The sequence below is a fragment of the Serratia liquefaciens genome (genome assembly GCF_027594825.1).
Classification (GTDB): domain Bacteria; phylum Pseudomonadota; class Gammaproteobacteria; order Enterobacterales; family Enterobacteriaceae; genus Serratia; species Serratia liquefaciens_A.
In genome coordinates, this window is record NZ_CP088930.1 from 3,804,759 (window position 1) to 3,828,032 (window position 23,274).

A 23,274-nucleotide genomic window follows, 5' to 3' on the forward strand; every position below is an offset into this window, starting at 1 on the left:
ACTATTAAATTATTTATATCAATCTAATGAAAAAAACCGACCTGTCAGGGCTGGTGGCCTTTGTGGCTATTGCCAAAGAACGCAGTTTCAGGCGAGCCGCAGCCAGGCTTGGTGTGACGCCACCCACCCTTAGCCACACCATGCGCGAGCTGGAGGCTCAGGTCGGCATTCGTTTGTTGAATCGAACCACGCGTAATGTGTCGACGACCGAGGCGGGTGAGCATTTGTTGGCGAAGCTGGCGCCGGCGTTTACGGACATCGATACCGCTCTGGAAGGCTTGAATGGCTTTCGCGACCAACCCCAGGGGCTGGTCAGGATCAATGCCCCCCGAACGGCCATTGAGCTGGCGCTGGTACCGCATTTGGGGCGCCTGGCGCGCGATTATCCCGGTATTACGCTGGAAATTGTGGCGGAGGAGGGGTTTGCCAATATTGTGGAACAAGGCTTCGATGCGGGCATCAGGCTTGGTGAAGACCTGCATAACGATATGCGAGCCGTACGGGTTACGCCGGATTTGCGGTTTGCCATCGTCGCCACGCCTGAATATTTTGAGCGCTATGGCAGGCCTGAGCATCCCGAAGATTTATTGAATCATCGTTGTATCGGATGGCGCAAGATTGCTTCGAGCAAGCTCCACAAATGGCATTTTAAAAAAGGTGACCAAATGCTTTCCGTGACGGTGAACAGCCCGCTGGTGCTTGATGATGCCAGGCTGATGCTGCAAGCCGCATTAACCCATGCCGGTATCGCCTTCGCGATAGAGCAGGAAGTGCGCGAGCACCTTGCCGCAGGGCGTCTGGAGCAAGTTATGGCTGAGTGGTGCGCGCCGTTCCCAGGCTTTTATCTCTATTACCCGAATCGCAGAAACCACTCGGTGGCATTGTCTACCGTCATTAATGTGGTGCGCTATCCCAGCCAGACAGGCCACAACGAAGAGTAATGCTTGCCCGTTAGCCAATCTTGCCGGTTCAAAAAAACTCTCATTCCCGCCGCTTTTTCGTCGGTCTTTACGCCAGCCCTTGGTGACCGGTTCTTATCAAGGGCGAACTATTTTCTGCTCACTTATCCCCCGCTGCACGATCCCGCGAGAAGAATAATCCATAAATACTCTGCATGTTTATAACGCATTGTTTATAATTGGTATTTGTTTATTTTTGATGAATTTATTCGATAATTTAAGGTTATTCGTGAGCCCGGTCACACTAATTTTTTATGCAAAATGTGAAGAGGGTCAATCGGAAAGGTCAAGGAGAGACGGTTCTCTCTATCAATGGCTTACCGGTCCGCTCCGATGCCTCCGTATACTGTTCTCAACCAGGGCAGAGCAACGGAAATTTTCATAAGGAATGTGCGTGAGGCAATCGCTATTGCATCTGGCAAACAAATGACACGGGGCTTTTTTGATTATCTTGAGGGATTGGGTATGGAAAAGAAAAAAATCTATCTGTTTTGTTCTGCCGGTATGTCGACTTCCCTGCTGGTTTCAAAAATGAAGGCGCAGGCCGAGAAGTACGAGGTGCCGGTGATCATTGCCGCCTATCCTGAGGCGCTGGCCGCAGAAAAGGGCGCTGAGGCAGATTTGATCCTGCTGGGGCCGCAGATTGCCTATACGTTAGCCGAAGTACAAAAACAGTTGCCCAATAAGCCCGTCGAAGTGATCGACTCCGCTCTATACGGCAAGCTCGATGGCCTTGGGGTGTTGAAGGCCGCGGTCGCCACCATAAAAAAAGCTAACCAATAAAGGGGTCTGCCGTGAATACGTTAATTGCCTCGTTGGAAAAGGTCATACTGCCTTTTGCCGTGAAAATTGGTAAACAGCCCCATGTTAATGCCATCAAAAACGGGTTCATTCGATTAATGCCGCTGACGTTGACCGGGGCGATGTTCGTTCTGATCAACAACGTATTCCTCAGTTTCGGCGAAGGCTCGTTCTTCTTTTCATTGGGGGTACGGCTGGATGCGTCCACCATTGAAACGCTAAACAGCCTGAAGACCATCGGTGGCAGCGTTTATAACGGCACCCTGGGGATTATGTCCCTGATGACGCCCTTCTTTATCAGTATGGCTTTAGCGGAGGAACGTAAGGTTGACCCGCTGGCGGCCGCGCTGCTGGCGGTTGCCGCCTTTATGACGGTAACGCCGTTCAGCGTCGGAGAGGCTTATGCCGTTGGTGCTAACTGGCTTGGCGGCGCCAACATCATTTCCGGCATGGTGATCGGCCTGGTGGTGGCGGAGATGTTTACCTTTGTGGTGCGCCGCAACTGGGTCATCAGCCTGCCTGACAGCGTACCTTCTTCCGTGTCTCGCTCGTTCTCCGCACTGATCCCCGGCTTCCTGATCCTGTCGATTATGGGCGTGATTGCCTATTGCCTGACGCTGTGGGGAACCAACTTCCACCAGATCATCATGGACAGCATCTCGGCTCCGCTGGCGAAAATGGGCAGCGTGGTCGGCTGGGTGTATGTGATGTTCTCCTCACTGCTGTGGTTCTTCGGGGTGCATGGCTCTATGGCGCTGGCCGCGCTGGACAGCGGCATCATGACGCCATTCGCGCTGGAAAACGTAGAGCTTTACAACAAGTATGGTTCGGTCGAAGCCGCCGTTGCCGCCGGCAAAGAGTTTCACATGTGGGCGAAGCCTTTCGTCGACTCCTATATCTATCTGGGGGGAACCGGGTCTACGCTGGGGCTGATTATCGCCATCTTTATCGCCTCGCGCCGTGAAGATTATCGTCAGGTCGCCAAGCTGGCTACCCCGTCGGGCATCTTCCAGATCAACGAACCTATCCTGTTCGGGCTGCCGGTGATCATGAACCCGGTGATGTTTATCCCGTTCATCCTGGTTCAACCGGTATTGACGATCATCACCACGGTGGCCTACTACACGGGAATGATCCCGCCGATCACCAACATTGCACCCTGGACCATGCCGGTGGGCCTGGGGGCGTTCTTCAACACCAACGGCAGTATCGTCGCCATGTTACTGAGCTTCTTCAACCTGGGCGTGGCGACCTTGATTTACCTGCCGTTTGTGATGATTTCCAACAAGGCGCAGAGCCAGATCGATCAGGCTACCGAAAGCGAAGAAGACATCGCCAAGGCGCTGAAATTCTAACTGTCAGTCCGGGGCAGCTGTTGCTGCCCCAGTTTTAGGGGCGTTTGGATGAAATATCAATTTGCTGACGATTTCTGGTGGGGAAGCGCGACCTCTGCGCCGCAGTCGGAAGGGGCCTCTGCACGGGATGGCAAAAGTCAGAACATCTTCGATTACTGGTATGACATTGCGCCAGAACGCTTTCATCATCGGGTCGGTCCGTCCGAGGCATCCACCTTTTATGACCATTTCCAGCAAGACATCCTGCTGTTAAAAAAGCTTGGGCATAACACCTTCAGAACCTCTATCTCCTGGTCACGGTTGATCCCGGACGGGGAGGGCGAGGTAAACCCGAAAGCCGTCGCTTTCTATAACGCGCTTATCGATGGCCTGCTGGCTGAGGGCATTACGCCGTTTATCAACCTTTACCATTTTGACATGCCGATGTGCATGCAGCGAAAAGGCGGCTGGGAAAGCCGGGCGGTGGTGGAAGCCTATGCCCGCTACGCCAAAACCTGTTTCAGCCTGTTCGGCGATCGCGTCACTCATTGGTTTACTTTTAACGAGCCGATTGTGCCGGTCGAAGCGGGCTATCTGAACGACCTGCATTATCCTTGCGTGGTTGATTTTAAAAGGGCCGTCGCGGTGGCTTACCACAGCGTACTGGCCCATGCCAAAGCGGTGAAGGCGTTCAGGGCGCTGGGCCATCAAGGTGCGATTGGCATTATTTTGAACCTGAGCCCGACTTACCCTCGTTCGAACAGCCGGGAGGATGGCGTGGCCGCCCATCATGCGGATCTGTTGCTGAACAAAAGCTTCCTCGATCCTGTGACCAAAGGGCGTTATCCGCAAGATCTGGTGGATATACTGCGGGCCAATGATTTATTGCCACAAACGGCACCGGAGGACGCACAGCTGATTGCCGACGGCGTGGTGGATATTCTGGGCGTCAATTACTACCAACCGCGCAGGGTTAAAGCGAAAGAAGGCTACCGGGCCGACGCACCCGTGACGATGCCGGAAGATCTGTTCAGCTATTACGACATGCCTAGCCGCAAGATCAATCCGCATCGGGGTTGGGAAATCTATGAAAAAGGGCTGTATGACATCCTGATGGATCTGAAGGAAAACTACGGCAACATTCCCTGCTATATTTCAGAAAACGGCATGGGCGTAGAGGGTGAAGAGGCCTTTATCGGCCCTACTGGGCGGGTGGAGGACGATTATCGAATCGACTTTATCCGCGATCATCTGAAATGGCTGCATCAGGCGCTGTCAGAGGGTTCCAACTGCAAAGGTTATCATTTGTGGACCTTTATCGACTGCTGGTCCTGGCTTAATGCCTACAAGAATCGCTACGGGTTAGTTCGGCTCGAGCGGGAGAGCCAACAGCGCACGCTGAAGAAAAGTGGCTATTGGTTTGCCGAGACGGCCCGGCAGAACGGCTTTGATTAACGGGAGCGCATGCGATGTCTGAGAGCCTGGTTTCGCTGAATGCGAACGACGTTAAGCTGATACGGGAGCAGGATTTCTTTAACTGCAAAGATTTCCATTTGTTTATTTATAACAAGGTGGAAAGCGCCACCGGGTTGCATCAGCACGATTACTACGAGTTCACCATCGTCCTGAGCGGCAAATGTTATCAGGAGATCAACGGCAAGCGCGTGCTGCTGGAACGGGGCGATTTTGTCTTTATCCCCATTGGTTCGCGCCATCAGAGCTTTTATGAGTTCGGCGCCGCGAAAATCTTCAATGTGGCGGTTGGCAAGGTGTTCTTCGAAGAGAACTATTTGCAACAATTGCCACGCTGTTTTGTCGCTTCCCAGGCCTACAGCCTGAAGAATGAATTCCTCGCCTACATCGAGTCGGTGGTGGGTTCCCCGCAGTTTCGCGAGGATGACTTTGCCGAATTCCTGGAAACGCTAACCTTTTATATCATCAGCCGCATTCGTCACTATAAGGAAGAGAGCGGCGAGGGGGACGATATCCCGCAGTGGCTGAAAAACACCCTGGCCGGCATGCATGATAAAGCGATGTTTGGTGAAAAGGCGCTGCTCAATATGGTGGAGTTGTCGGGAAAAACGCAGGAGTACCTGACTCGGGCGATGCGGCGCTATTACCATAAAACGCCGATGCAGGTGATTAATGAAATTCGCATCAACTTTGCCAAAACGCAGCTTGAAGTCACCAACTATTCGGTTTCGGATATTGCCTTCGACTCCGGCTATGGCGACGTGAGCCTGTTTATTAAAAACTTCAAAAGACTCACTGAAGTGACGCCGGGGAATTATCGAAAAAAGTTCTACGGCCCTGTTTAGGGCCGATCCCGATAAGCATTAACGCCGATATTCCGAATGCCTTTCAGGCCGCCAATAGCCTGATGAAATAAATTTCTTTGCTTAAGCGAAGGGGAATTGCCGTACCTGACGGACGGTATTCCCTTGCCAAAAATTTGTTAAATGGATGCCAAAATGGAAAAGTTACTGATAGTGAATGCCGACGATTTTGGTCTGAGCAAGGGACAGAACTATGGGGTGATTGAGGCGTTTCACTATGGGGTGGTCACTTCAACCACGGCAATGGTGAACAGCCCGGACGTACGGCATGCGGCCAGCCTCAGCCGGCTTTATCCTGGGCTGCAGATCGGCCTGCACTTTGTGCTGACTCACGGGCATCCGTTGACGGCCATGCCTTCGCTGGTCAACGAACGCGGAGAACTGGGCAAGTGGTTATGGGAAAGGGCAGAGTCCGAGTTGCTGAGCCTGGACGAAATCCATGATGAGTTGGTGAGCCAATACGACAGGTTCGTGGCAGTGTTTGGCAAAGCGCCGACGCATATCGACAGCCATCACCACGTGCATATGCTGCCGCAGATTTACCCGCTGGTGGAGGCGTTTGCACAGTCCCGCTCGATCCCGCTGCGCATTGGGCGCCAGGAAGTTGAACGGCAAGATATTCCATTGCGGTATGACCGCAGTACCGAGTGGTTTGATGCGGGTTTTTATGGCGAAGCGATATCCGAAGCGCTGTTTTTGCAGGTGCTCGAACGTGCCGATCAACGTGGTGCCAAGTCGGTGGAGATGATGTGCCACCCGGCGTTCCTGGATAACACGATTTTGGCGAGCAAATATTGCTACCCACGGCTTGTCGAAGTGGACGTTCTGACTTCGCCAGGCATGAAGAACGCCATCGCGGAACGCGGTTACCGTCTGGGATCTTTCCTCGATCTGTGACAAGCCCATCGGATACCGCGATGGCCCGCTTAAAGCATTGAGTGGGCCTTTTTCAGCCCGGTATCTTCATCAGGATCGGCGCCCTGCGGAACGGGGGGCTCCGCTTCTTCCTCGCCCGACGCTTCGCTGGCCTGCGGTTCTATCGGATCGGGGGCCGCCTCCGGTGGTGGCATGGTGTCGTGGATAATCTGTTCATCAAAGGTTGGGTTCAGCGCCGGCGAGAGCGGAGAACTGGTCAGGCTGTCCGGCAGGGGAATGTGCGGCAAGGGCGCATCCTGCACAAACTGCGATTCGTCCTGTTTTACCGTCCGGCTGAAGGCCACCAGAACTACACCACAGAGTGCAAAGAAGGCATACAGCGTATTCCCGCCCAGCGGCTCTATCAGTGCGCCGACCGCCAGGGGGCCGACACTGGCGCCCACGCCGAAGGCCATCAGCAAACAGGCGGCTAACGAGACGCGCCGCTCCGGCTCTATCAAATCGTTCGCCAGGGCAACCACCAAGGGATACAGCGTAAACTGCAGCATGCTGACGATAAAGCCCACCACCAATAGCACTGGGAAATCAATGTGCGGCACCAGCGCCAGCGGCAGCGCGGCCACGATCAATAAAATGGCGTTGATGCGCATCAACAGCGTACGGTTATAGCGATCCGACAGCCAACTGAGCGGGAATTGCGCCACCAGTCCGGCGAAGATCGATATCGCCATAAACAGGCCGGTCTGCTGGGTGGTCAGTGCCTGCATGCTGGCATAGACCGGAGCCAGCCCGTAGAAAGATCCCACCACCATGCCGATGACCAGCGTGGTCGCCAGCACCTTGGGGATGGCGCCGATAAAATAGCGTAGCTCCATCGGTGCCGGTGACATATGACGTGCATTGGTGCGGGTAGTCAGGGCGATAGGCACCAGGCAAAGCGCAAAGCACAGGGCGATCACCAGCAGAGTGGTAATGCCGAGGTTGGTTTGCAGCATCAGCACCACCTGACCTAACGACATGCCCAAATAGGTGGCAGCCATATAGAAGCCGAAGACCATCCCGCGCTGATTGGATTCCGACTGATCGTTCAGCCAGCTTTCCAGCACCATGAACTGACACATCATGCACAGGCCGATAATCAGCCGCAGAACCACCCACACGGGAATGTATTCCGTCAGGCCATGCCCAAGCACCGCCGCGGTAATAATGCCGGCGCAGGAAACGTAAGCGCGGATATGGCCGACGCGAGCAATCAGAAAATGACCGACCTTGCCGCCGATCACCAAACCGATGTAGTTGGCGGCAATAATCGCGCCGATCAACGCGCCGGTCACGTGAATAGAGGTTAAACGCAGGGAGATGTAGGTGGTGAGTAACCCTGAACCCAGCAGCATCAGCAGGGTGGTGGTATACAACGGAAAGAAGACGCCTAACGTTTTTTTCACTCTATCATCCTAATCTTTTATCCTGGTTTGCCATGGGCTGGCCATGCCGGCGGCAAAAACAACCCTGTGAGATCCCTCTTGATAAAACGCCGCTCATTAACCCGAACGCTACATTCGATACTAGCAGTTTGGGTTAAGGCTTAACACCGCATCGGCTGCGAAGCGTCGCGCATTTCTGTCATCGCCGCGTCAGATAAGCTTGATAAATGCTACTATCGGGCGCATATACCTGATTCGCTAAGGAGAGGTTATGAGTGAACAGCAACTGCGTAAACTCAGCGTTGCAGTAGGGGAAAAACTGAAGGCCAATGGCCAGTGGATCACCAGCGCAGAATCTTGCACCGGGGGCGCTATCGCCAAGGCCATCACCGATATTGCCGGCAGCTCCGCCTATTTCGACCGCGGTTTTGTCACCTACAGCAATACGGCGAAGCATGAGCTGTTAGGCGTGGCGGAAGCCACCCTGAATGCCCATGGCGCCGTAAGCGAAGAGGTGGTGCGCGAGATGGCTCAGGGGGCTTTGCATGCGGCTCGGGCCAACCTGGCGCTGTCGGTCAGCGGCATTGCCGGACCGGACGGTGGCAGCGTGGAAAAACCGGTGGGTACGGTCTGGTTTGGTTTTGCCGAATCCTCAGGACGCGTGCTGGCGAAAAAGATGCAATTTTCCGGCGATCGTGATGCGGTGCGGCTTCAGGCGACGATTTTCGCGCTGCAAACCGCCCTTGACGAATTTTTGTGAAATTAGGCTTGATACTGTATGACCATACAGTATAATTAGTGACATTTCCTGCACAACATACATTCAGTGGCAGTGTGGGGTAACACCGACATTGCGTAACGAAGGAGCAACAATGGCTATTGATGAGAACAAGCAAAAGGCGCTAGCTGCGGCACTGGGCCAGATTGAGAAACAGTTCGGCAAAGGCTCCATCATGCGTCTGGGTGAAGACCGTTCTATGGACGTAGAAACGATCTCTACCGGCTCGCTGTCACTTGATATCGCACTGGGTGCAGGCGGCCTGCCAATGGGCCGTATCGTTGAAATTTATGGTCCGGAATCTTCCGGTAAAACCACCCTGACGCTGCAGGTTATCGCTGCGGCGCAGCGCGAAGGCAAAACCTGTGCCTTTATCGATGCCGAGCACGCGCTGGATCCAATTTATGCGAAGAAGCTGGGCGTTGATATCGACAACCTGCTGTGTTCTCAGCCGGACACCGGTGAGCAGGCGTTGGAAATCTGTGATGCCTTAACCCGTTCTGGCGCGGTTGACGTGATCATCGTTGACTCCGTGGCGGCCTTGACGCCGAAAGCGGAAATCGAAGGTGAAATCGGTGACTCACACATGGGCCTGGCGGCACGTATGATGAGCCAGGCGATGCGTAAGCTGGCCGGTAACCTGAAAAACGCCAATACGCTGTTGATCTTCATCAACCAGATCCGTATGAAAATCGGTGTGATGTTCGGTAACCCGGAAACCACTACTGGTGGTAACGCACTGAAATTCTACGCTTCCGTCCGTCTGGATATCCGCCGCATCGGCGCGGTGAAAGAAGGCGATGAAGTCGTCGGCAGTGAAACCCGCGTGAAAGTCGTCAAAAACAAAATTGCTGCGCCGTTCAAACAGGCCGAATTCCAAATCCTGTACGGTGAAGGTATCAACAGCCGCGGCGAACTGGTCGATCTGGGCGTGAAGCACAAGATGATCGAGAAAGCCGGTGCCTGGTACAGCTACAACGGCGATAAAATCGGTCAGGGTAAGGCAAATGCCTGTAACTTCCTGAAAGAGAACCCGGCGGTTGCCGCCGAGTTGGACAAGAAACTGCGTGACCTGCTGCTGCACAGCAACGGTGAACTGGTTGCGGCAACCAACGAAGGCTTCGATGACGAAGCTGAAACCAGCGAAGAGTTTTAATCGCTGCTGACGCCGGTGAACGCCGTTATGGGTTTACGGGCGTCGACTAGATCAGGCTTGAATAATGAATGACTTGCTAAGCCGCGCCATGCGCCTGCTGTCGCAACGCGATCATAGTGAAGCTGAACTGCGCCGCAAGCTTGCGGCGCAGCCATTTATGGCGAAAGCCAGATTTGGCGCCAAAACGTCTCCCTCCTCTGCATCTGCTCCGTCTTCCGAAGAACCTATTGATCCTGCCGTTATCGAACAGGTAATCGCCTATTGCTATCAACATAATTGGTTGGATGATCAACGCTTTGCCCACAGCTACATCGGTAGCCGCAGCCGTAAAGGTTACGGTGCGCAGCGCATCCGCTCGGAACTGATGCAAAAGGGCGTGGACAAAGAGCTGACGCAGGCGGCGCTGGCAGACTGTGATATCGACTGGTGTGAGCAGGCTAAACAGGTTGCGCAGCGTAAATTTGGCGACAAACTGCCAACGGACTGGAAAGAGAAAGCCAAAGTGCAGCGTTATCTGCTCTATCGTGGCTTCTTCCAGGAAGAAATTCAGTCAATTTACCGTGATTTTGCGCAATGAACGCACACGGGGTTTTACTTCCCCTTGAAGAAAATTTATCTTATCCCCACTTTTTGTTCGTGAGTTAGATGCCATCGTCAGGATGTCGCGTATCTTGCTCACGTGTCGTTATTCTAGCCTTTCCGGGAAAATTATGAGCAAGAGCACCGCTGAGATCCGTCAAGCGTTTCTCGATTTCTTTCATAGTAAGGGCCACCAGGTTGTAGCAAGCAGCTCCCTGGTGCCTAACAATGATCCGACATTGTTGTTTACCAATGCCGGCATGAACCAATTTAAAGATGTTTTCCTGGGGCTGGACAAGCGCGCCTATTCCCGAGCCACCACCTCACAGCGTTGCGTGCGTGCGGGCGGTAAGCATAACGATCTGGAGAACGTCGGTTATACCGCACGTCACCATACCTTCTTTGAAATGCTGGGCAACTTCAGTTTCGGCGACTATTTCAAACATGACGCCATCAGCTTCGCCTGGGAACTGCTGACCGGTGAAAACTGGTTTAACCTGCCGAAAGAAAGGCTGTGGGTGACCGTCTATGAAACCGATGACGAAGCTTTCGACATCTGGCAGAAGCAGATTGGTGTGCCGGCAGAGCGCATTATCCGTATTGGCGACAATAAAGGCGCAGCCTTTGCCTCTGACAACTTCTGGCAGATGGGTGACACCGGCCCGTGCGGTCCGTGCACCGAGATTTTCTACGATCATGGCGATCATATCTGGGGTGGCCCACCGGGTAGCCCGGAAGAAGACGGCGATCGTTACATCGAGATCTGGAACATCGTTTTCATGCAGTTCAACCGTCAATCCGACGGCACCATGCTGCCGCTGCCAAAGCCATCGGTAGATACCGGTATGGGCCTGGAGCGTATTGCGGCAGTTCTGCAGCATGTGAACTCCAACTATGAAATCGACTTGTTCAGTACGCTGATCGCGGCAGTGGCCAAGGTGACCGGTGCGGTTGATTTGGACAACAAATCCTTGCGCGTTATTGCCGACCATATCCGTTCCTGTGCTTTCCTGGTGTCCGATGGCGTTACGCCGTCAAACGAAGGCCGTGGTTACGTGCTGCGCCGCATCATTCGCCGTGCAGTCCGCCATGGCAACATGTTGGGTGCGAAAGACAGCTTCTTCTACAAGCTGGTTGCTCCGTTGATCGAAGTGATGGGGCCGGCCGCTGACGAACTGAAGCGCCAACAGTCTTTGGTTGAGCAAGTGCTGAAAACGGAAGAAGACCAGTTTGCTCGTACCCTGGAGCGTGGTTTGACGCTGCTGGACGAAGAGCTGGCTAGCCTGCAGGGCGATACCCTGGATGGTGAAACGGCCTTCCGTCTTTACGACACCTACGGTTTCCCGGTCGATCTGACGGCGGACGTGTGCCGTGAACGTGGCCTGAAAGTGGATGAGGCCGGTTTTGAGCTGGCTATGGAAGCACAACGTCGTCGTGCACGTGAGTCCAGCGGTTTCGGCGCAGACTATAACAGCATGATCCGCGTTGATGGCGCCAGCCAGTTCAGTGGGTATGACCACGAGCAGCAACAATCAACCGTGATCGCGCTGTTCCGCGACGGTCAGTCGGTCAATGAGATCCACGCCGGTGAAGAAGCCGTAGTGGTGCTGGATGAAACCCCGTTCTACGGTGAATCCGGTGGTCAGGTTGGCGATAAAGGCGTGCTGAAAGCCGCCGGCGCTGATTTTGAAGTGAGCGATACCCAGAAATATGGCCAGGCTATCGGTCATCAGGGCAAGCTGGTTCAAGGTTCTTTGAAGGTGAAGGACCGCGTTGATGCGCAGATCGACACCGTTCGCCGCAATCGCATCCGTCTGAATCACTCCGCAACTCACCTGCTGCACGCTGCACTGCGTCAGACGCTGGGTGAGCATGTGGCACAGAAGGGATCGTTGGTTAACGATAAATACCTGCGTTTCGACTTCTCGCATTTTGAAGCGATGAAGCCGGAGCAAATCCGCCTTGTAGAAGACTTGGTGAACCAGCAGATACGTCGTAACCTGCCGGTACAAACCGAAGTCATGGCGCTGGGTGATGCCAAAGAGAAGGGCGCTATGGCGTTGTTCGGCGAGAAGTACGACGATAACGTGCGCGTACTGACCATGGGAGACTTCTCGACCGAACTGTGCGGCGGCACCCATGCCAGCCGTACCGGTGATATCGGTCTGTTCCGTATTCTGAGCGAATCAGGTACCGCTGCGGGTATTCGTCGTATTGAAGCCGTTACCGGTGAAGGCGCGATTGCTACCCTGCATCAGCAAAATGATTTGTTGCAGGACGTTGCGCACCTGGTGAAAGGGGATAGCAACAACCTGACGGATAAAGTGCGTGCGGTACTCGATCGCACTCGCGCATTGGAAAAAGAACTGCAGCAGTTGAAGGATCAGCAGGCGGCGCAGGAGAGCGCTTCATTGTCCAGCAAGGCAAAAATGGTTAACGGCGTCCCGCTGTTGGTCAGCCAGCTTGATAACGTCGAGCCAAAAATGTTGCGTACCATGGTTGATGATCTGAAAAATCAACTGGGTTCCGCGATTATCGTGCTGGCCACCACGGCCGATGATAAGGTGAGCCTGATTGCCGGCGTGACCAAAGATCTGACCGACCGGGTGAAAGCCGGCGAGTTGATCGGCAACGTAGCGCAGCAGGTTGGCGGTAAAGGGGGCGGACGCCCTGATATGGCGCAGGCAGGGGGGACCGACGTCAGTGCCCTGCCGGCGGCACTAGACAGCGTAGAGGCCTGGGTGGCCTCGAAACTGTGAATATAAATAAATAGCACTTATAAACGCCATAACTCATTGCTGATTATGGCGTTTTTAAACTGTGCTAACACAATTTGGTTACAATTACGGGAACAAAGTTTTTCAGGTCGGCTAAACTTATCATTATCTGAGGTGAGACCAAGTCTGCTTACACTTATTGTGGGTTACATGACTTACGTTTTCACAGCATATGATGGATAATGACGGGGAAACTGAGAGACCCGACTCTTTTAATCTTTCAAGGAGCAAAGAATGTTAATTCTGACTCGTCGAGTTGGTGAAACCCTCATGATTGGCGATGAGGTCACGGTCACAGTGCTAGGGGTCAAGGGCAACCAGGTTCGTATTGGTGTGAATGCCCCCAAAGAGGTGTCAGTTCACCGCGAAGAAATCTATCAGCGCATTCAGGCAGAGAAGTCTCAACAGACGACTTACTGATTTCGAAGCAGCGTCTCGTTGCTCAGCGAGACGCTACTGCGCTTTTTTGTGCCCATCACCGTTCCTTTCCTGACTTCTCCGATTAAATCTTTTTGCCGCCTCCCTGACTTTGTTTGCTATTTCGCTGTGGTTGCCTGTTGATAAAACACTCTTTTTGCCGTGAAATCGCCCATGTTGAGTGGGAAATGTGCAAACGCGCATGAGTTGGGAAAAATTGTTTGACTTAAAAGTCGGAGAAAGTAATATGTGCGCCACGCAGTGCCGATGAGCTTCTCCAAAGCAAGTTAGGCACAATTCGAAAGAAGCGTATGGTGAGGTGGCCGAGAGGCTGAAGGCGCTCCCCTGCTAAGGGAGTATGCGGTCAAAAGCTGCATCCGGGGTTCGAATCCCCGCCTCACCGCCATTTGCATCCATAGCTCAGCTGGATAGAGTACTCGGCTACGAACCGAGCGGTCGGAGGTTCGAATCCTCCTGGATGCACCATATTTTGCAGTATGGTGGGGTAGTAACAACGTACCATACGGTATCAAAAAAGAATTCCTGTGCATCCATAGCTCAGCTGGATAGAGTACTCGGCTACGAACCGAGCGGTCGGAGGTTCGAATCCTCCTGGATGCACCATTCTTTCTGTCGCACTTGTTTCTTCAAGCAGACAAAACAAAAAATTAGTAATGCATCCATAGCTCAGCTGGATAGAGTACTCGGCTACGAACCGAGCGGTCGGAGGTTCGAATCCTCCTGGATGCACCATCTAAGAAAAACCCGCTTCGGCGGGTTTTTCGCTTTCTGGCTCGGGGCATAGACTATTGAACCCTCGGCCCTTCACTCTCCCGCACAGCACATTCCGCTATTACGCGATCAGCGACAACCCTCCGGCTTTACGCTAAAGTAGTTTTCTTTCCTCAACGATCATGGAGTAACGATGTACGACCGCTATCAGGGTCTTATTTTCGATATGGACGGCACCATTCTCGATACCGAGCCGACGCACCGCAAGGCGTGGCACGAGGTGCTGTCCCGTTACGGTATGACGTTTGATGAGGCGGCGATGGTGGCGTTGAGCGGTTCTCCGACCTGGCGCATTGCCCAGGCGATCCTTGCCAGCCATCAAGCCGATCTCGATCCCCATCAGTTGGCTGCAGAGAAAACCCGCGCGGTAGAAGCGATGCTGTTGGACAGCGTGCGTCCATTGCCGTTGATCGAGGTAGTCAAAGCTTATCATGGCCGCCGCCCAATGGCGGTGGGTACCGGCAGTGAGCACCGCATGGCAGAAACCCTGCTGCGCCATCTGGGCCTGTTTTACTGCTTCGATGCGATTGTGGGTGCCGATGACGTGCAACGCCACAAGCCTGAGCCGGATACCTTCCTGCGCTGCGCCGAACTGATTGGCGTGCCGCCGGAGAAATGCGTGGTGTTTGAAGACGCAGACTTCGGTATTCAGGCCGCGAAAAGCGCCAATATGGCCGTGGTAGACGTCCGTACGCTGTGAGTAGTACGCTGGCGGTCATGTCGTTATTTGGCAGCAGTTTCCTCAGTGCGACGTTGCTGCCGGGAAATTCAGAAATTGTGTTGGTCGCCTTGCTGACCAACAGCCGTGTCTCACCAGAGTTGCTGGTGTTGGCCGCGACGTTGGGGAATACCCTTGGCGGGCTGACCAATGTCATTATCGGGCGCCTGTTACCGGCGTTGAAACCGCAGCGAGGGCTGGATACAGCGCTCGGGTGGATGCAACGCTTTGGCCCGGCTGCGCTGTTGCTCAGTTGGGTACCGGTAGTGGGCGATTTGTTGTGCGTGTTGGCAGGCTGGCTGCGCATGCCCTGGGGCCCTGTCGCGCTGTTTCTGTGTATCGGAAAGGCGCTGCGTTACATCATTTTGACTATGATAACGTTACAGGGAATGGCCTGGTGGCATTAACGACGTGAATATAACTCAATATTCTCTCGGGTGCAGATTCAGTATGCTTACGAGTTATTGTTTTTAGAAGCGGGAGGTCAATTTGATCCCGGACGTATCCCAGGCGCTTTCTTGGTTGGAAGCCCATCCCCATGCATTAAAAGGCATCCGTCGCGGCATTGAGCGTGAAACGCTGCGTGTCACCGAAGACGGAAAGCTGGCAACAACCGGACATCCGGAGAAACTGGGGGCGGCATTAACGCACCACTGGATAACCACAGACTTTGCTGAGGCGCTGTTAGAGTTTATTACGCCGGTTGACGATAACCTCGATCACATGCTGACGTTCTTGCGTGATATTCATCGTTACGTAGCACGCAATCTGGGTGATGAGCGTATGTGGCCACTTAGCATGCCGTGCTTTATTGAAGCCGAGCAGGACATTGAGCTGGCACAGTTCGGTTCGTCGAACATTGGCCGCATGAAAACGCTGTACCGCGAAGGGTTGAAGAACCGCTACGGTGCGCTGATGCAGACCATTTCAGGCGTGCACTACAATTTCTCATTGCCGCTGGAATTCTGGCAGGCATGGGCCGGCGTTAAAGATGCCGAAAGCGGCAAAGAGCAGATTTCGGCGGGTTATTTCCGCCTGATCCGTAACTATTACCGTTTTGGCTGGGTGATCCCGTATCTGTTCGGCGCCTCGCCGGCAATCTGTTCCTCGTTCCTGAAAGGGCGTGAAACCTCGTTGCCTTTCGAGCGTACCGAGCAGGGCATGTGTTATCTGCCGTATGCCACCTCGCTGCGGTTAAGTGACCTGGGGTATACCAATAAATCTCAGAGCAATCTGGGTATCACCTTCAACGACCTGCAAAGCTATGTTGAAGGCCTGAAGCGAGCGATTGTCACGCCTTCCGAAGAGTTTGCCAAACTGGGCGTGAAGGATGGCGATCGTTATCTGCAACTGAACAGTAACGTGTTGCAGATCGAAAACGAACTCTATGCGCCAATCCGGCCGAAGCGTGTGACCAAAAGTGGCGAGACACCGTCAGATGCGCTTCTGCGTGGCGGTATCGAATATATTGAGGTTCGCTCGCTGGACATCAACCCGTTCTCGCCTATCGGTGTGGATGCGGTACAAGCGCGTTTCCTGGACCTGTTCCTGGTGTGGTGCGTGCTGGCCGATGCGCCAGAGATGAGCAGCGATGAATTGCTGTGTACGCGCAAGAACTGGAATCGGGTGATCCTCGAAGGGCGCAAGCCGGGCCAAACCATTGGCATCGGGTGTGACGACAGCCGCGAGCCGTTGGCCAAGGTGGGTAAAGCGCTGTTTGACGATCTGCGCCGCGTGGCAGAAGTGTTGGATAGCGAAGCCGGCGATCGCCAGTATCAACAAGTGTGTGACGAACTGGTCGCGGCGTTTGACGATCCTGATTTGACGTTTTCCGCTCGTATCCTGAAGGCCATGAAGGAGGAGGGGACGGGGCGTGTGGGCCTGCAGCTGGCTGAACAGTATCGTCAGATGCTGACGGAGGAGCCGTTGGAGATTTTGACGGAGGCTGCATTGGCACAAGAGCAGAAAGCTTCGTGGCAGCGTCAACGCAACATAGAAGCCAGTGATACGCTAAGCTTTGAAGAGTTCCTGAAGCAACACGGCGGGGGCTAAAAAAAGAAAAGGCCACATCAATGTGGCCAAATATGCATCTCTGATGACAGGGATGATGATAACAAATGCGCGTCTTTCACATACTCAGACTCGCTGGGTTGGAAAAGGTTTCCTGGTTAGATAAAAAAGTTTCGAAATAAATACTCTTTTACGAGGAGGTAACGAAATGCCACTGCTGGATAGCTTCACCGTAGACCATACCCGCATGGCAGCCCCGGCTGTCCGCGTCGCGAAAACCATGAAAACTCCTCATGGCGATACCATCACCGTGTTCGATCTGCGCTTCTGCCGGCCGAACCTGGAAGTGATGCCAGAGCGCGGCATTCATACGCTGGAACACCTGTTTGCCGGCTTTATGCGTGACCACCTGAATGGTCAGGGCGTCGAGATTATCGATATCTCCCCAATGGGATGCCGCACCGGTTTCTACATGAGCCTGATTGGCGTGCCGGAAGAGCAGCGTGTTGCCGATGCGTGGAAAGCGGCGATGGCCGACGTGCTGAAAGTGACTGACCAGCGTAAAATTCCTGAGTTGAATGAATTCCAGTGCGGGACTTACCATATGCACTCGCTGGAAGAAGCGCAGGAAATCGCGAAGCACATTCTTGACCATGACGTCGTAGTGAACCACAACGAAGAGCTGGCGCTGCCGAAAGAGAAGCTGCAGGAACTGCACATCTAGTTCGCCATCGAGCTACAGCGATAAAAAAAGACGCGATATTCGCGTCTTTTTTCCTTTCTGGCGGCCGGTCAGCGTTGTTGAACGCTGGACTGCAGCGACTTGATCGGCGTGACGCGTACCTGTTTGATCATATTGTCCTGCACGTCGAGGATACTGATGTCGTAATGGCCGATGCGGACTCGGGTGCCGACTTCCGGGATCTCTTCCAGCTCTTCCAAAAGCATGCCGTTGATGGTGCGCGCATCGGTGGCCGGCAACGTCCAGTTGAATGCCTTGTTTAACTCGCGCACGTTGGCAGTACCGTCTATCAGTACGGAGCCGTCACTTTGCGGATTTACCTCTTCTGCCAGCGTTGGTGACATGGACGTGGTGAAATCGCCTACGATCTCCTCCAGGATATCCTCGACCGTCACCAGCCCCTGAATATCACCGTATTCATCGACCACGATGCCGACTTTCTCTTTGTTGCGTTGGAACTTCACAAGTTGGACGTTTAGCGGCGTACCTTCAGGCACGTAGTAAATTTCGTCGGCAGCGCGCAGCAGGTTCTCTTTGTTGAACTCTTTCTTCTCGGTCATCAGGCGGTAGGCTTCACGTACCCGCAGCATGCCGATGGCGTCATCCAGCGAGGTACGGTACAGCACGATGCGACCGTGTGGGGAGTGAGTCAGCTGACGCATGATCGACTTCCAGTCGTCGTTGACATCGATGCCGACAATCTCATTGCGTGGCACCATAATGTCATCGACCGTCACCTTCTCCAGATCCAACACCGAGATCAGCATGTCCTGATTGCGGCGAGAAATCTGCGAGTGCGATTCCTTCACAATGGTGCGCAGCTCGTCCTTGCTGACTGCATCGCTGATCCGCACATTGGTGCGAATGCCGAACAGCCGTAAAATCAGCGTGGTGATGCCATTGAGCAGCCATACCAGCGGGAACATCACCTTTTGCAGCGGTGCCAGCAAGAAGCTGCTGGGGAATGCAATGCGTTCCGGATACAGGGCGGCAAAGGTTTTTGGCAGCACTTCGGCGAAAAGCAACACGGCGAAGGTCAGGATGCCGGTGGCGATGGCAACGCCTAAATCGCCATACAGGCGCATGCCGACAATGGTGGCCAGCGCCGAAGCCAGAATGTTGACCAGGTTATTGCCAATCAGCACCAGGCCTATGAGGCGATCCGGTTTTTGCAGCAGCTTTTCGACCCGGCGGGCGGAACGGTTGCCCTGTTTGGAGAGATGACGCAGACGATAGCGGTTCAGCGTCATCATGCCGGTTTCGGATGCTGAGAAGTAAGCGGAAACCACAATCATGACCACCAGGATAATGATCAGGGTCCCTGTCGAAACGTGCTCCAACGCGGTATTCCTTATGTATGGAGAAAGAGTGCCTGAGAGCTTAGCGAACCATCACTTGCTGAATCAGACGGCTGCCAAAGTAGGCCAGCGTGAGTAGGAAGGCACCGGCAAAGCTGAACCAAACGACGCGGCGGCCGCGCCAGCCTTCGTGATAATGGCCCCACAGCAAGACGATATACACAAACCACGCCATGATGGACAACACGGCTTTGTGCACGTTCTCTTTGCTGAACAGGTTATCCATATAAAGCAGCCCGGTGCATAACGTGAGCGTGAGCAACACGACGCCAATCTGGGTGATGTGGAACATCTTGCGTTCGATGCTCATCAGCGGCGGCATATCGGCGCTGAAAGACAGCTTTTTGTTTTTCAGCAGGTAATCCAGCCAGGCCAGTTGCAGCGCATACAGCGCGGCAATGATCAGCGTAGCGTAGGAGAACAGCGCCAGGCCGATATGTACCATCAGTTCCGGGCTGGCTTCCAGATGCGTAATAAACTCACCCGGCATAAAGCTGGCGAAGGCGAGGTTGATCATCGCGAAGCTGTAAACGATAGGCAGCAGGAACCAGCCGCGATCGCGCGAAGCCACGAAGGTCATGACCGAGCAAATGATCAGGCTGACTATCGAACCTATGTTCAGCAAGCTGAGATTTTGCCCGGCGCTGACGTCAAAGATACGCTGCTGAAGTGCGATGGCATGGCAAATTAGCGCCACCACCGCCGAGACGAGAGCAAGCCGACGGTATGCGCTGTTCTTCCGCAGCAAGCTGGGAATAATCAGTCCAAGGCTGAGCAGGTAGGCGATCAAAGCCACAATGGAGAAAACTGGCATAGCGTTTAATTTTGCTTCGACGTGGTGAATTGGATTGTCAGTATAGCGTCGAGCGCGTCCCACTCCAACCGATCTCCAACGCTGAGGCAGAGATCCTCTACGCTTCGTGTTATAATCGCCGCAATTATGTCGCCAGAGCGGCCTGTCATTACACGTTGAGCATGAGACGATGTTTGAAAATTTAACCGATCGTTTGTCGCGCACCCTGCGCAATATCAGCGGCCGTGGGCGGCTGACCGAAGAAAATATCAAGGAAACCCTGCGTGAAGTGCGCATGGCATTGCTGGAAGCGGACGTTGCGCTGCCGGTCGTGCGGGACTTTATCAACCGTGTGAAAGAGAGCGCGGTGGGTCATGAAGTCAACAAAAGCCTGACGCCGGGGCAAGAGTTCGTCAAGATCGTCAAGAGCGAGCTGATTGCCGCGATGGGCGAAGTGAACACCGAGCTGAACCTGGCGGCGCAACCGCCGGCAGTGGTGCTGATGGCGGGCCTGCAAGGTGCCGGTAAAACCACCAGCGTCGCCAAACTTGGCAAGTTCCTGAAGGAAAAACAGAAGAAAAAGGTTTTGGTGGTTTCCGCCGACGTTTATCGCCCTGCGGCGATCAAACAGCTGGAAACCCTGGCGGAAAGCGTCGCTATCGACTTCTTCCCGTCTGATGTCAAAGAAAAACCGATCGACATCGTTAACCGTGCACTGCAACAGGCAAAGCTGAAGTTCTACGACGTACTGATCGTCGATACCGCCGGTCGTTTGCACGTTGACGAAGCGATGATGGACGAGATTAAGCAGGTACACGCGGCGATCAAGCCGGTAGAAACCCTGTTTGTGGTCGACGCCATGACCGGCCAGGATGCTGCCAACACCGCCAAGGCCTTTAATGAAGCGTTGCCGCTGACCGGTGTGGTACTGACCAAGGTCGACGGTGATGCGCGTGGCGGTGCCGCGTTGTCTATCCGTCACATCACGGGCAAGCCGATCAAGTTCCTTGGCGTGGGCGAGAAGACCGAAGCGCTGGAGCCCTTCCATCCGGACCGCGTGGCATCACGCATTCTCGGCATGGGCGACGTGCTGTCGCTGATCGAAGATATCGAAAGCAAGGTTGACCGCGAGCAGGCGGAGAAACTGGCTAACAAGCTGAAGAAAGGTGACGGTTTTGATCTGACCGACTTCCTGGAACAGCTGAAGCAGATGCGTAACATGGGCGGTATGGCCAGCATGCTGAGCAAACTGCCTGGCGCCGGCCAACTGCCGGACAATGTGAAATCGCAAATGGACGACAAGGTTCTGGTGCGTATGGAAGCAATCATCAACTCGATGACGCTGAAAGAGCGCGCCAAACCGGAAATCATCAAAGGCTCGCGCAAGCGCCGCATTGCGATGGGTTCCGGTATGCAGGTGCAGGATGTAAACCGCTTGTTGAAGCAGTTCGACGAAATGCAGCGCATGATGAAAAAGATGAAGAAAGGCGGAATGGCGAAGATGATGCGCGGCATGAAAGGTATGATGCCGCCGGGCTTCCCAGGCCGCTGACAGGCGCTTGCCCTCTGGGGTGAGCGTGTTTAAGCATTTGCCGCTCGCGGCAAAAACCGCCCGAAATATTGCTGGCCGAAAAAAGTAGTTGACGCTGATCTACGCTTTAGATTGCTTTTTGCGCCAAAATGAGTAAAATTTTCGGGCTTTTTATATTGCAACCGGGCCCCGTTCCCTCAATGGGGCCCGGCTGTTTTATTAACTAAAGAGGATGTTATGGTAACAATTCGTTTGGCACGTGGCGGCGCTAAAAAGCGTCCGTTCTATCAAGTAGTAGTGACCGACAGCCGCAATGCTCGTGATGGTCGTTTCATCGAGCGCGTAGGCTTCTTCAACCCGATCGCATCTGGTCAGGCTGAAGCACTGCGTCTGGACCTGGACCGCATCGAACATTGGGTCGGCCTGGGTGCAACCGTTTCTGATCGCGTTCACGCGCTGATCAAAGACGCTAAGAAAGCAGCTTAATCTGTCGCGGTGGTGGCAATGAGCAAGCAACTCAAACCGGTAGCACCTAAGCAGCCGATTGTACTCGGTAAAATGGGGTCTACTTACGGCATTCGTGGTTGGCTCAGAGTATTTTCATCCACCGAGAACGCCGAAAGCATTTTTGACTATCAGCCGTGGTTTATCCAGCGGGCGGGTCAATGGCAGCTTGTCGAGTTGGAAGACTGGAAGCGCCACAGTCAGGATCTGATCATCAAAGTCAAAGGCGTTGACGATCGGGATGCTGCGAATCTACTGACCAATTGCGAAATTCTGGTGGATTCGGAACAACTTCCTCCACTGGTGGGTGATGATTACTACTGGAAAGACCTTATGGGTTGCCAGGTAGTCACGACCACCGGGTACGAACTGGGTAAAGTCGTCGATATGATGGAAACTGGTTCAAACGACGTGATGGTGGTGAAAGCTAACCTGAAAGATGCATTCGGCATGAAGGAGCGGTTGGTCCCGTTTCTTCATGGGCAGGTTATCAAGAAAGTCGATCTCACTGCTCGCGTGATTGAAGCAGATTGGGATCCTGGTTTTTGACCTCCGAATTAAACGGTCGAAACAAGTGGAATGACAGTATGGGGATTGGCTTGTGTTCATTGGTATTGTAAGCCTGTTTCCTGAGATGTTCCGCGCAATCACCGATTACGGGGTGACTGGCCGGGCAGTAAAAAATGGCCTGCTGAGCGTGCAGTGTTGGAGTCCGCGTGACTTCACCTACGACCGGCATCGTACCGTGGACGATCGCCCTTATGGCGGCGGCCCGGGAATGTTGATGATGGTGCAACCCTTGCGGGAAGCCATTCATGCAGCAAAAGCAGCGGCAGGCGAGGGAGCAAAGGTGATTTATCTGTCACCTCAGGGGCGTAAGCTGGATCAAACCGGCGTACGCGAACTGGCGGCCAACCCGAAGATGATTCTGGTGTGCGGTCGTTATGAAGGGGTAGATGAGCGCGTAATCCAAACCGAAATTGATGAAGAATGGTCAATCGGCGATTACGTTCTCAGCGGCGGGGAATTGCCGGCAATGACCCTGATTGATTCAGTCGCCCGTTTTATACCGGGTGTGCTGGGCCATCAGGCCTCAGCAGAAGAAGATTCTTTTGTCGATGGATTGCTGGACTGCCCGCACTATACCCGTCCTGAGGTGTTGGAAGGGATGGAGGTTCCGCCAGTTTTACTGTCGGGCAACCATGCCGAGATACGTCGCTGGCGCTTAAAGCAGTCGCTGGGCCGTACCTGGCTTAGAAGACCTGAACTTCTAGAAAGCCTAGCTCTGACTGACGAGCAAGCGGTGTTGCTGGCTGAGTTCCAACGGGAACATCAGGCCAAGCAACAGGACTATGAAGGGAACGTCTGAGCAATTGGCTCGACGGGACC

The 23,274-nt window shown here is 54.0% G+C and carries 22 protein-coding genes and 4 tRNA genes; 23 read left to right on the forward strand and 3 right to left on the reverse strand.

Going from position 1 to position 23,274, the window contains the following annotated elements; genetic code table 11:
• Positions 1-26: 26 nt before the first annotated feature.
• The 6 genes from LQ945_RS17355 (at position 27) to chbG (ending at position 6,327) form a co-directional block, all read left to right on the forward strand.
• Entirely contained in the window at positions 27-941 is a 915-nt protein-coding gene (locus LQ945_RS17355) for a LysR family transcriptional regulator (protein ID WP_270101337.1), read from the forward strand.
• 483 nt (positions 942-1,424) lie between these two features.
• Positions 1,425-1,742 carry a PTS sugar transporter subunit IIB gene (locus tag LQ945_RS17360; protein ID WP_020825274.1) on the forward strand — a complete coding sequence of 106 codons (318 nt, stop codon included), beginning with the start codon at positions 1,425-1,427 and terminating at the stop codon, positions 1,740-1,742.
• 11 nt (positions 1,743-1,753) lie between these two features.
• Positions 1,754-3,115 (forward strand): PTS N,N'-diacetylchitobiose transporter subunit IIC, encoded by a 1,362-nt coding sequence (chbC, locus tag LQ945_RS17365; protein WP_020825275.1) that lies wholly within the window; start codon positions 1,754-1,756, stop codon positions 3,113-3,115.
• A gap of 48 nt (positions 3,116-3,163) precedes the next feature.
• Positions 3,164-4,549 (forward strand): glycoside hydrolase family 1 protein, encoded by a 1,386-nt coding sequence (locus tag LQ945_RS17370; protein WP_270101338.1) that lies wholly within the window; start codon positions 3,164-3,166, stop codon positions 4,547-4,549.
• A 14-nt stretch (positions 4,550-4,563) separates the two neighbouring features.
• Positions 4,564-5,412, forward strand: coding sequence for a transcriptional regulator ChbR (gene chbR / locus LQ945_RS17375; protein WP_044554237.1), 849 nt, complete (start codon positions 4,564-4,566; stop codon positions 5,410-5,412).
• Positions 5,413-5,565: 153 nt separating this feature from the next.
• The gene (chbG, locus tag LQ945_RS17380; RefSeq protein ID WP_270101339.1) at positions 5,566-6,327 is read left to right on the forward strand and encodes a chitin disaccharide deacetylase; all 762 of its coding nucleotides are present in this window, start codon (positions 5,566-5,568) and stop codon (positions 6,325-6,327) included.
• Positions 6,328-6,356: 29 nt separating this feature from the next.
• Here chbG and LQ945_RS17385 read toward each other — a convergent pair whose 3' ends face one another.
• Complete coding sequence (locus tag LQ945_RS17385; RefSeq protein WP_270101340.1) at positions 6,357-7,751, reverse strand: MFS transporter; 1,395 nt, start codon at positions 7,749-7,751, stop codon at positions 6,357-6,359.
• 250 nt (positions 7,752-8,001) lie between these two features.
• On the opposite strand from LQ945_RS17385, the gene pncC reads away from it, so the two are divergent.
• The 13 genes from pncC to luxS all read left to right on the forward strand — a co-directional run bounded on the left by pncC (position 8,002) and on the right by luxS (position 17,681).
• Positions 8,002-8,490, forward strand: a complete 489-nt coding sequence (pncC, locus tag LQ945_RS17390; protein WP_270101341.1) for a nicotinamide-nucleotide amidase — start codon at positions 8,002-8,004, stop codon at positions 8,488-8,490.
• 112 nt (positions 8,491-8,602) lie between these two features.
• Complete coding sequence (gene recA, locus LQ945_RS17395; RefSeq protein ID WP_044554241.1) at positions 8,603-9,664, forward strand: recombinase RecA; 1,062 nt, start codon at positions 8,603-8,605, stop codon at positions 9,662-9,664.
• 64 nt (positions 9,665-9,728) lie between these two features.
• Entirely contained in the window at positions 9,729-10,241 is a 513-nt protein-coding gene (gene recX, locus LQ945_RS17400; protein WP_269935037.1) for a recombination regulator RecX, read from the forward strand.
• 133 nt (positions 10,242-10,374) lie between these two features.
• Positions 10,375-13,002 carry an alanine--tRNA ligase gene (gene alaS / locus LQ945_RS17405; protein ID WP_270101342.1) on the forward strand — a complete coding sequence of 876 codons (2,628 nt, stop codon included), beginning with the start codon at positions 10,375-10,377 and terminating at the stop codon, positions 13,000-13,002.
• 252 nt (positions 13,003-13,254) lie between these two features.
• Positions 13,255-13,440, forward strand: coding sequence for a carbon storage regulator CsrA (gene csrA, locus LQ945_RS17410; RefSeq protein ID WP_004091602.1), 186 nt, complete (start codon positions 13,255-13,257; stop codon positions 13,438-13,440).
• Between the two features lie 310 nt (positions 13,441-13,750).
• Positions 13,751-13,843 (forward strand) — tRNA-Ser (locus tag LQ945_RS17415).
• A 3-nt stretch (positions 13,844-13,846) separates the two neighbouring features.
• A tRNA-Arg gene (locus LQ945_RS17420) sits at positions 13,847-13,923 on the forward strand.
• Positions 13,924-13,984: 61 nt separating this feature from the next.
• Positions 13,985-14,061: transfer RNA gene (locus tag LQ945_RS17425), tRNA-Arg, on the forward strand.
• Between the two features lie 52 nt (positions 14,062-14,113).
• A tRNA-Arg gene (locus LQ945_RS17430) sits at positions 14,114-14,190 on the forward strand.
• Between the two features lie 172 nt (positions 14,191-14,362).
• Positions 14,363-14,929, forward strand: coding sequence for a fructose-1-phosphate/6-phosphogluconate phosphatase (gene yqaB / locus LQ945_RS17435; protein ID WP_270101343.1), 567 nt, complete (start codon positions 14,363-14,365; stop codon positions 14,927-14,929).
• The gene (locus LQ945_RS17440) at positions 14,926-15,354 is read left to right on the forward strand and encodes a YqaA family protein (RefSeq protein ID WP_041414225.1); all 429 of its coding nucleotides are present in this window, start codon (positions 14,926-14,928) and stop codon (positions 15,352-15,354) included. The genes yqaB and LQ945_RS17440 overlap by 4 nt, the downstream gene beginning before the upstream one ends.
• A gap of 82 nt (positions 15,355-15,436) precedes the next feature.
• On the forward strand, positions 15,437-16,999 hold the full coding sequence (gene gshA, locus LQ945_RS17445; protein ID WP_270101344.1) for a glutamate--cysteine ligase: 1,563 nt from the start codon (positions 15,437-15,439) through the stop codon (positions 16,997-16,999).
• A gap of 166 nt (positions 17,000-17,165) precedes the next feature.
• Complete coding sequence (luxS, locus tag LQ945_RS17450; protein ID WP_020825287.1) at positions 17,166-17,681, forward strand: S-ribosylhomocysteine lyase; 516 nt, start codon at positions 17,166-17,168, stop codon at positions 17,679-17,681.
• A gap of 68 nt (positions 17,682-17,749) precedes the next feature.
• Here luxS and LQ945_RS17455 read toward each other — a convergent pair whose 3' ends face one another.
• Positions 17,750-19,039 (reverse strand): HlyC/CorC family transporter, encoded by a 1,290-nt coding sequence (locus LQ945_RS17455; protein ID WP_270101345.1) that lies wholly within the window; start codon positions 19,037-19,039, stop codon positions 17,750-17,752.
• Positions 19,040-19,079: 40 nt separating this feature from the next.
• The gene (locus LQ945_RS17460; protein ID WP_020825289.1) at positions 19,080-19,871 is read right to left on the reverse strand and encodes a cytochrome C assembly family protein; all 792 of its coding nucleotides are present in this window, start codon (positions 19,869-19,871) and stop codon (positions 19,080-19,082) included.
• Positions 19,872-20,040: 169 nt separating this feature from the next.
• On the opposite strand from LQ945_RS17460, the gene ffh reads away from it, so the two are divergent.
• The 4 genes from ffh (at position 20,041) to trmD (ending at position 23,254) form a co-directional block, all read left to right on the forward strand.
• Complete coding sequence (ffh, locus tag LQ945_RS17465; protein WP_262242400.1) at positions 20,041-21,402, forward strand: signal recognition particle protein; 1,362 nt, start codon at positions 20,041-20,043, stop codon at positions 21,400-21,402.
• A gap of 216 nt (positions 21,403-21,618) precedes the next feature.
• The gene (gene rpsP, locus LQ945_RS17470; protein WP_004932501.1) at positions 21,619-21,867 is read left to right on the forward strand and encodes a 30S ribosomal protein S16; all 249 of its coding nucleotides are present in this window, start codon (positions 21,619-21,621) and stop codon (positions 21,865-21,867) included.
• A gap of 18 nt (positions 21,868-21,885) precedes the next feature.
• Complete coding sequence (gene rimM / locus LQ945_RS17475) at positions 21,886-22,434, forward strand: ribosome maturation factor RimM (RefSeq protein ID WP_044554248.1); 549 nt, start codon at positions 21,886-21,888, stop codon at positions 22,432-22,434.
• Positions 22,435-22,486: 52 nt separating this feature from the next.
• Complete coding sequence (trmD, locus tag LQ945_RS17480) at positions 22,487-23,254, forward strand: tRNA (guanosine(37)-N1)-methyltransferase TrmD (protein ID WP_270101346.1); 768 nt, start codon at positions 22,487-22,489, stop codon at positions 23,252-23,254.
• The last annotated feature ends 20 nt before the right edge of the window (positions 23,255-23,274 follow it).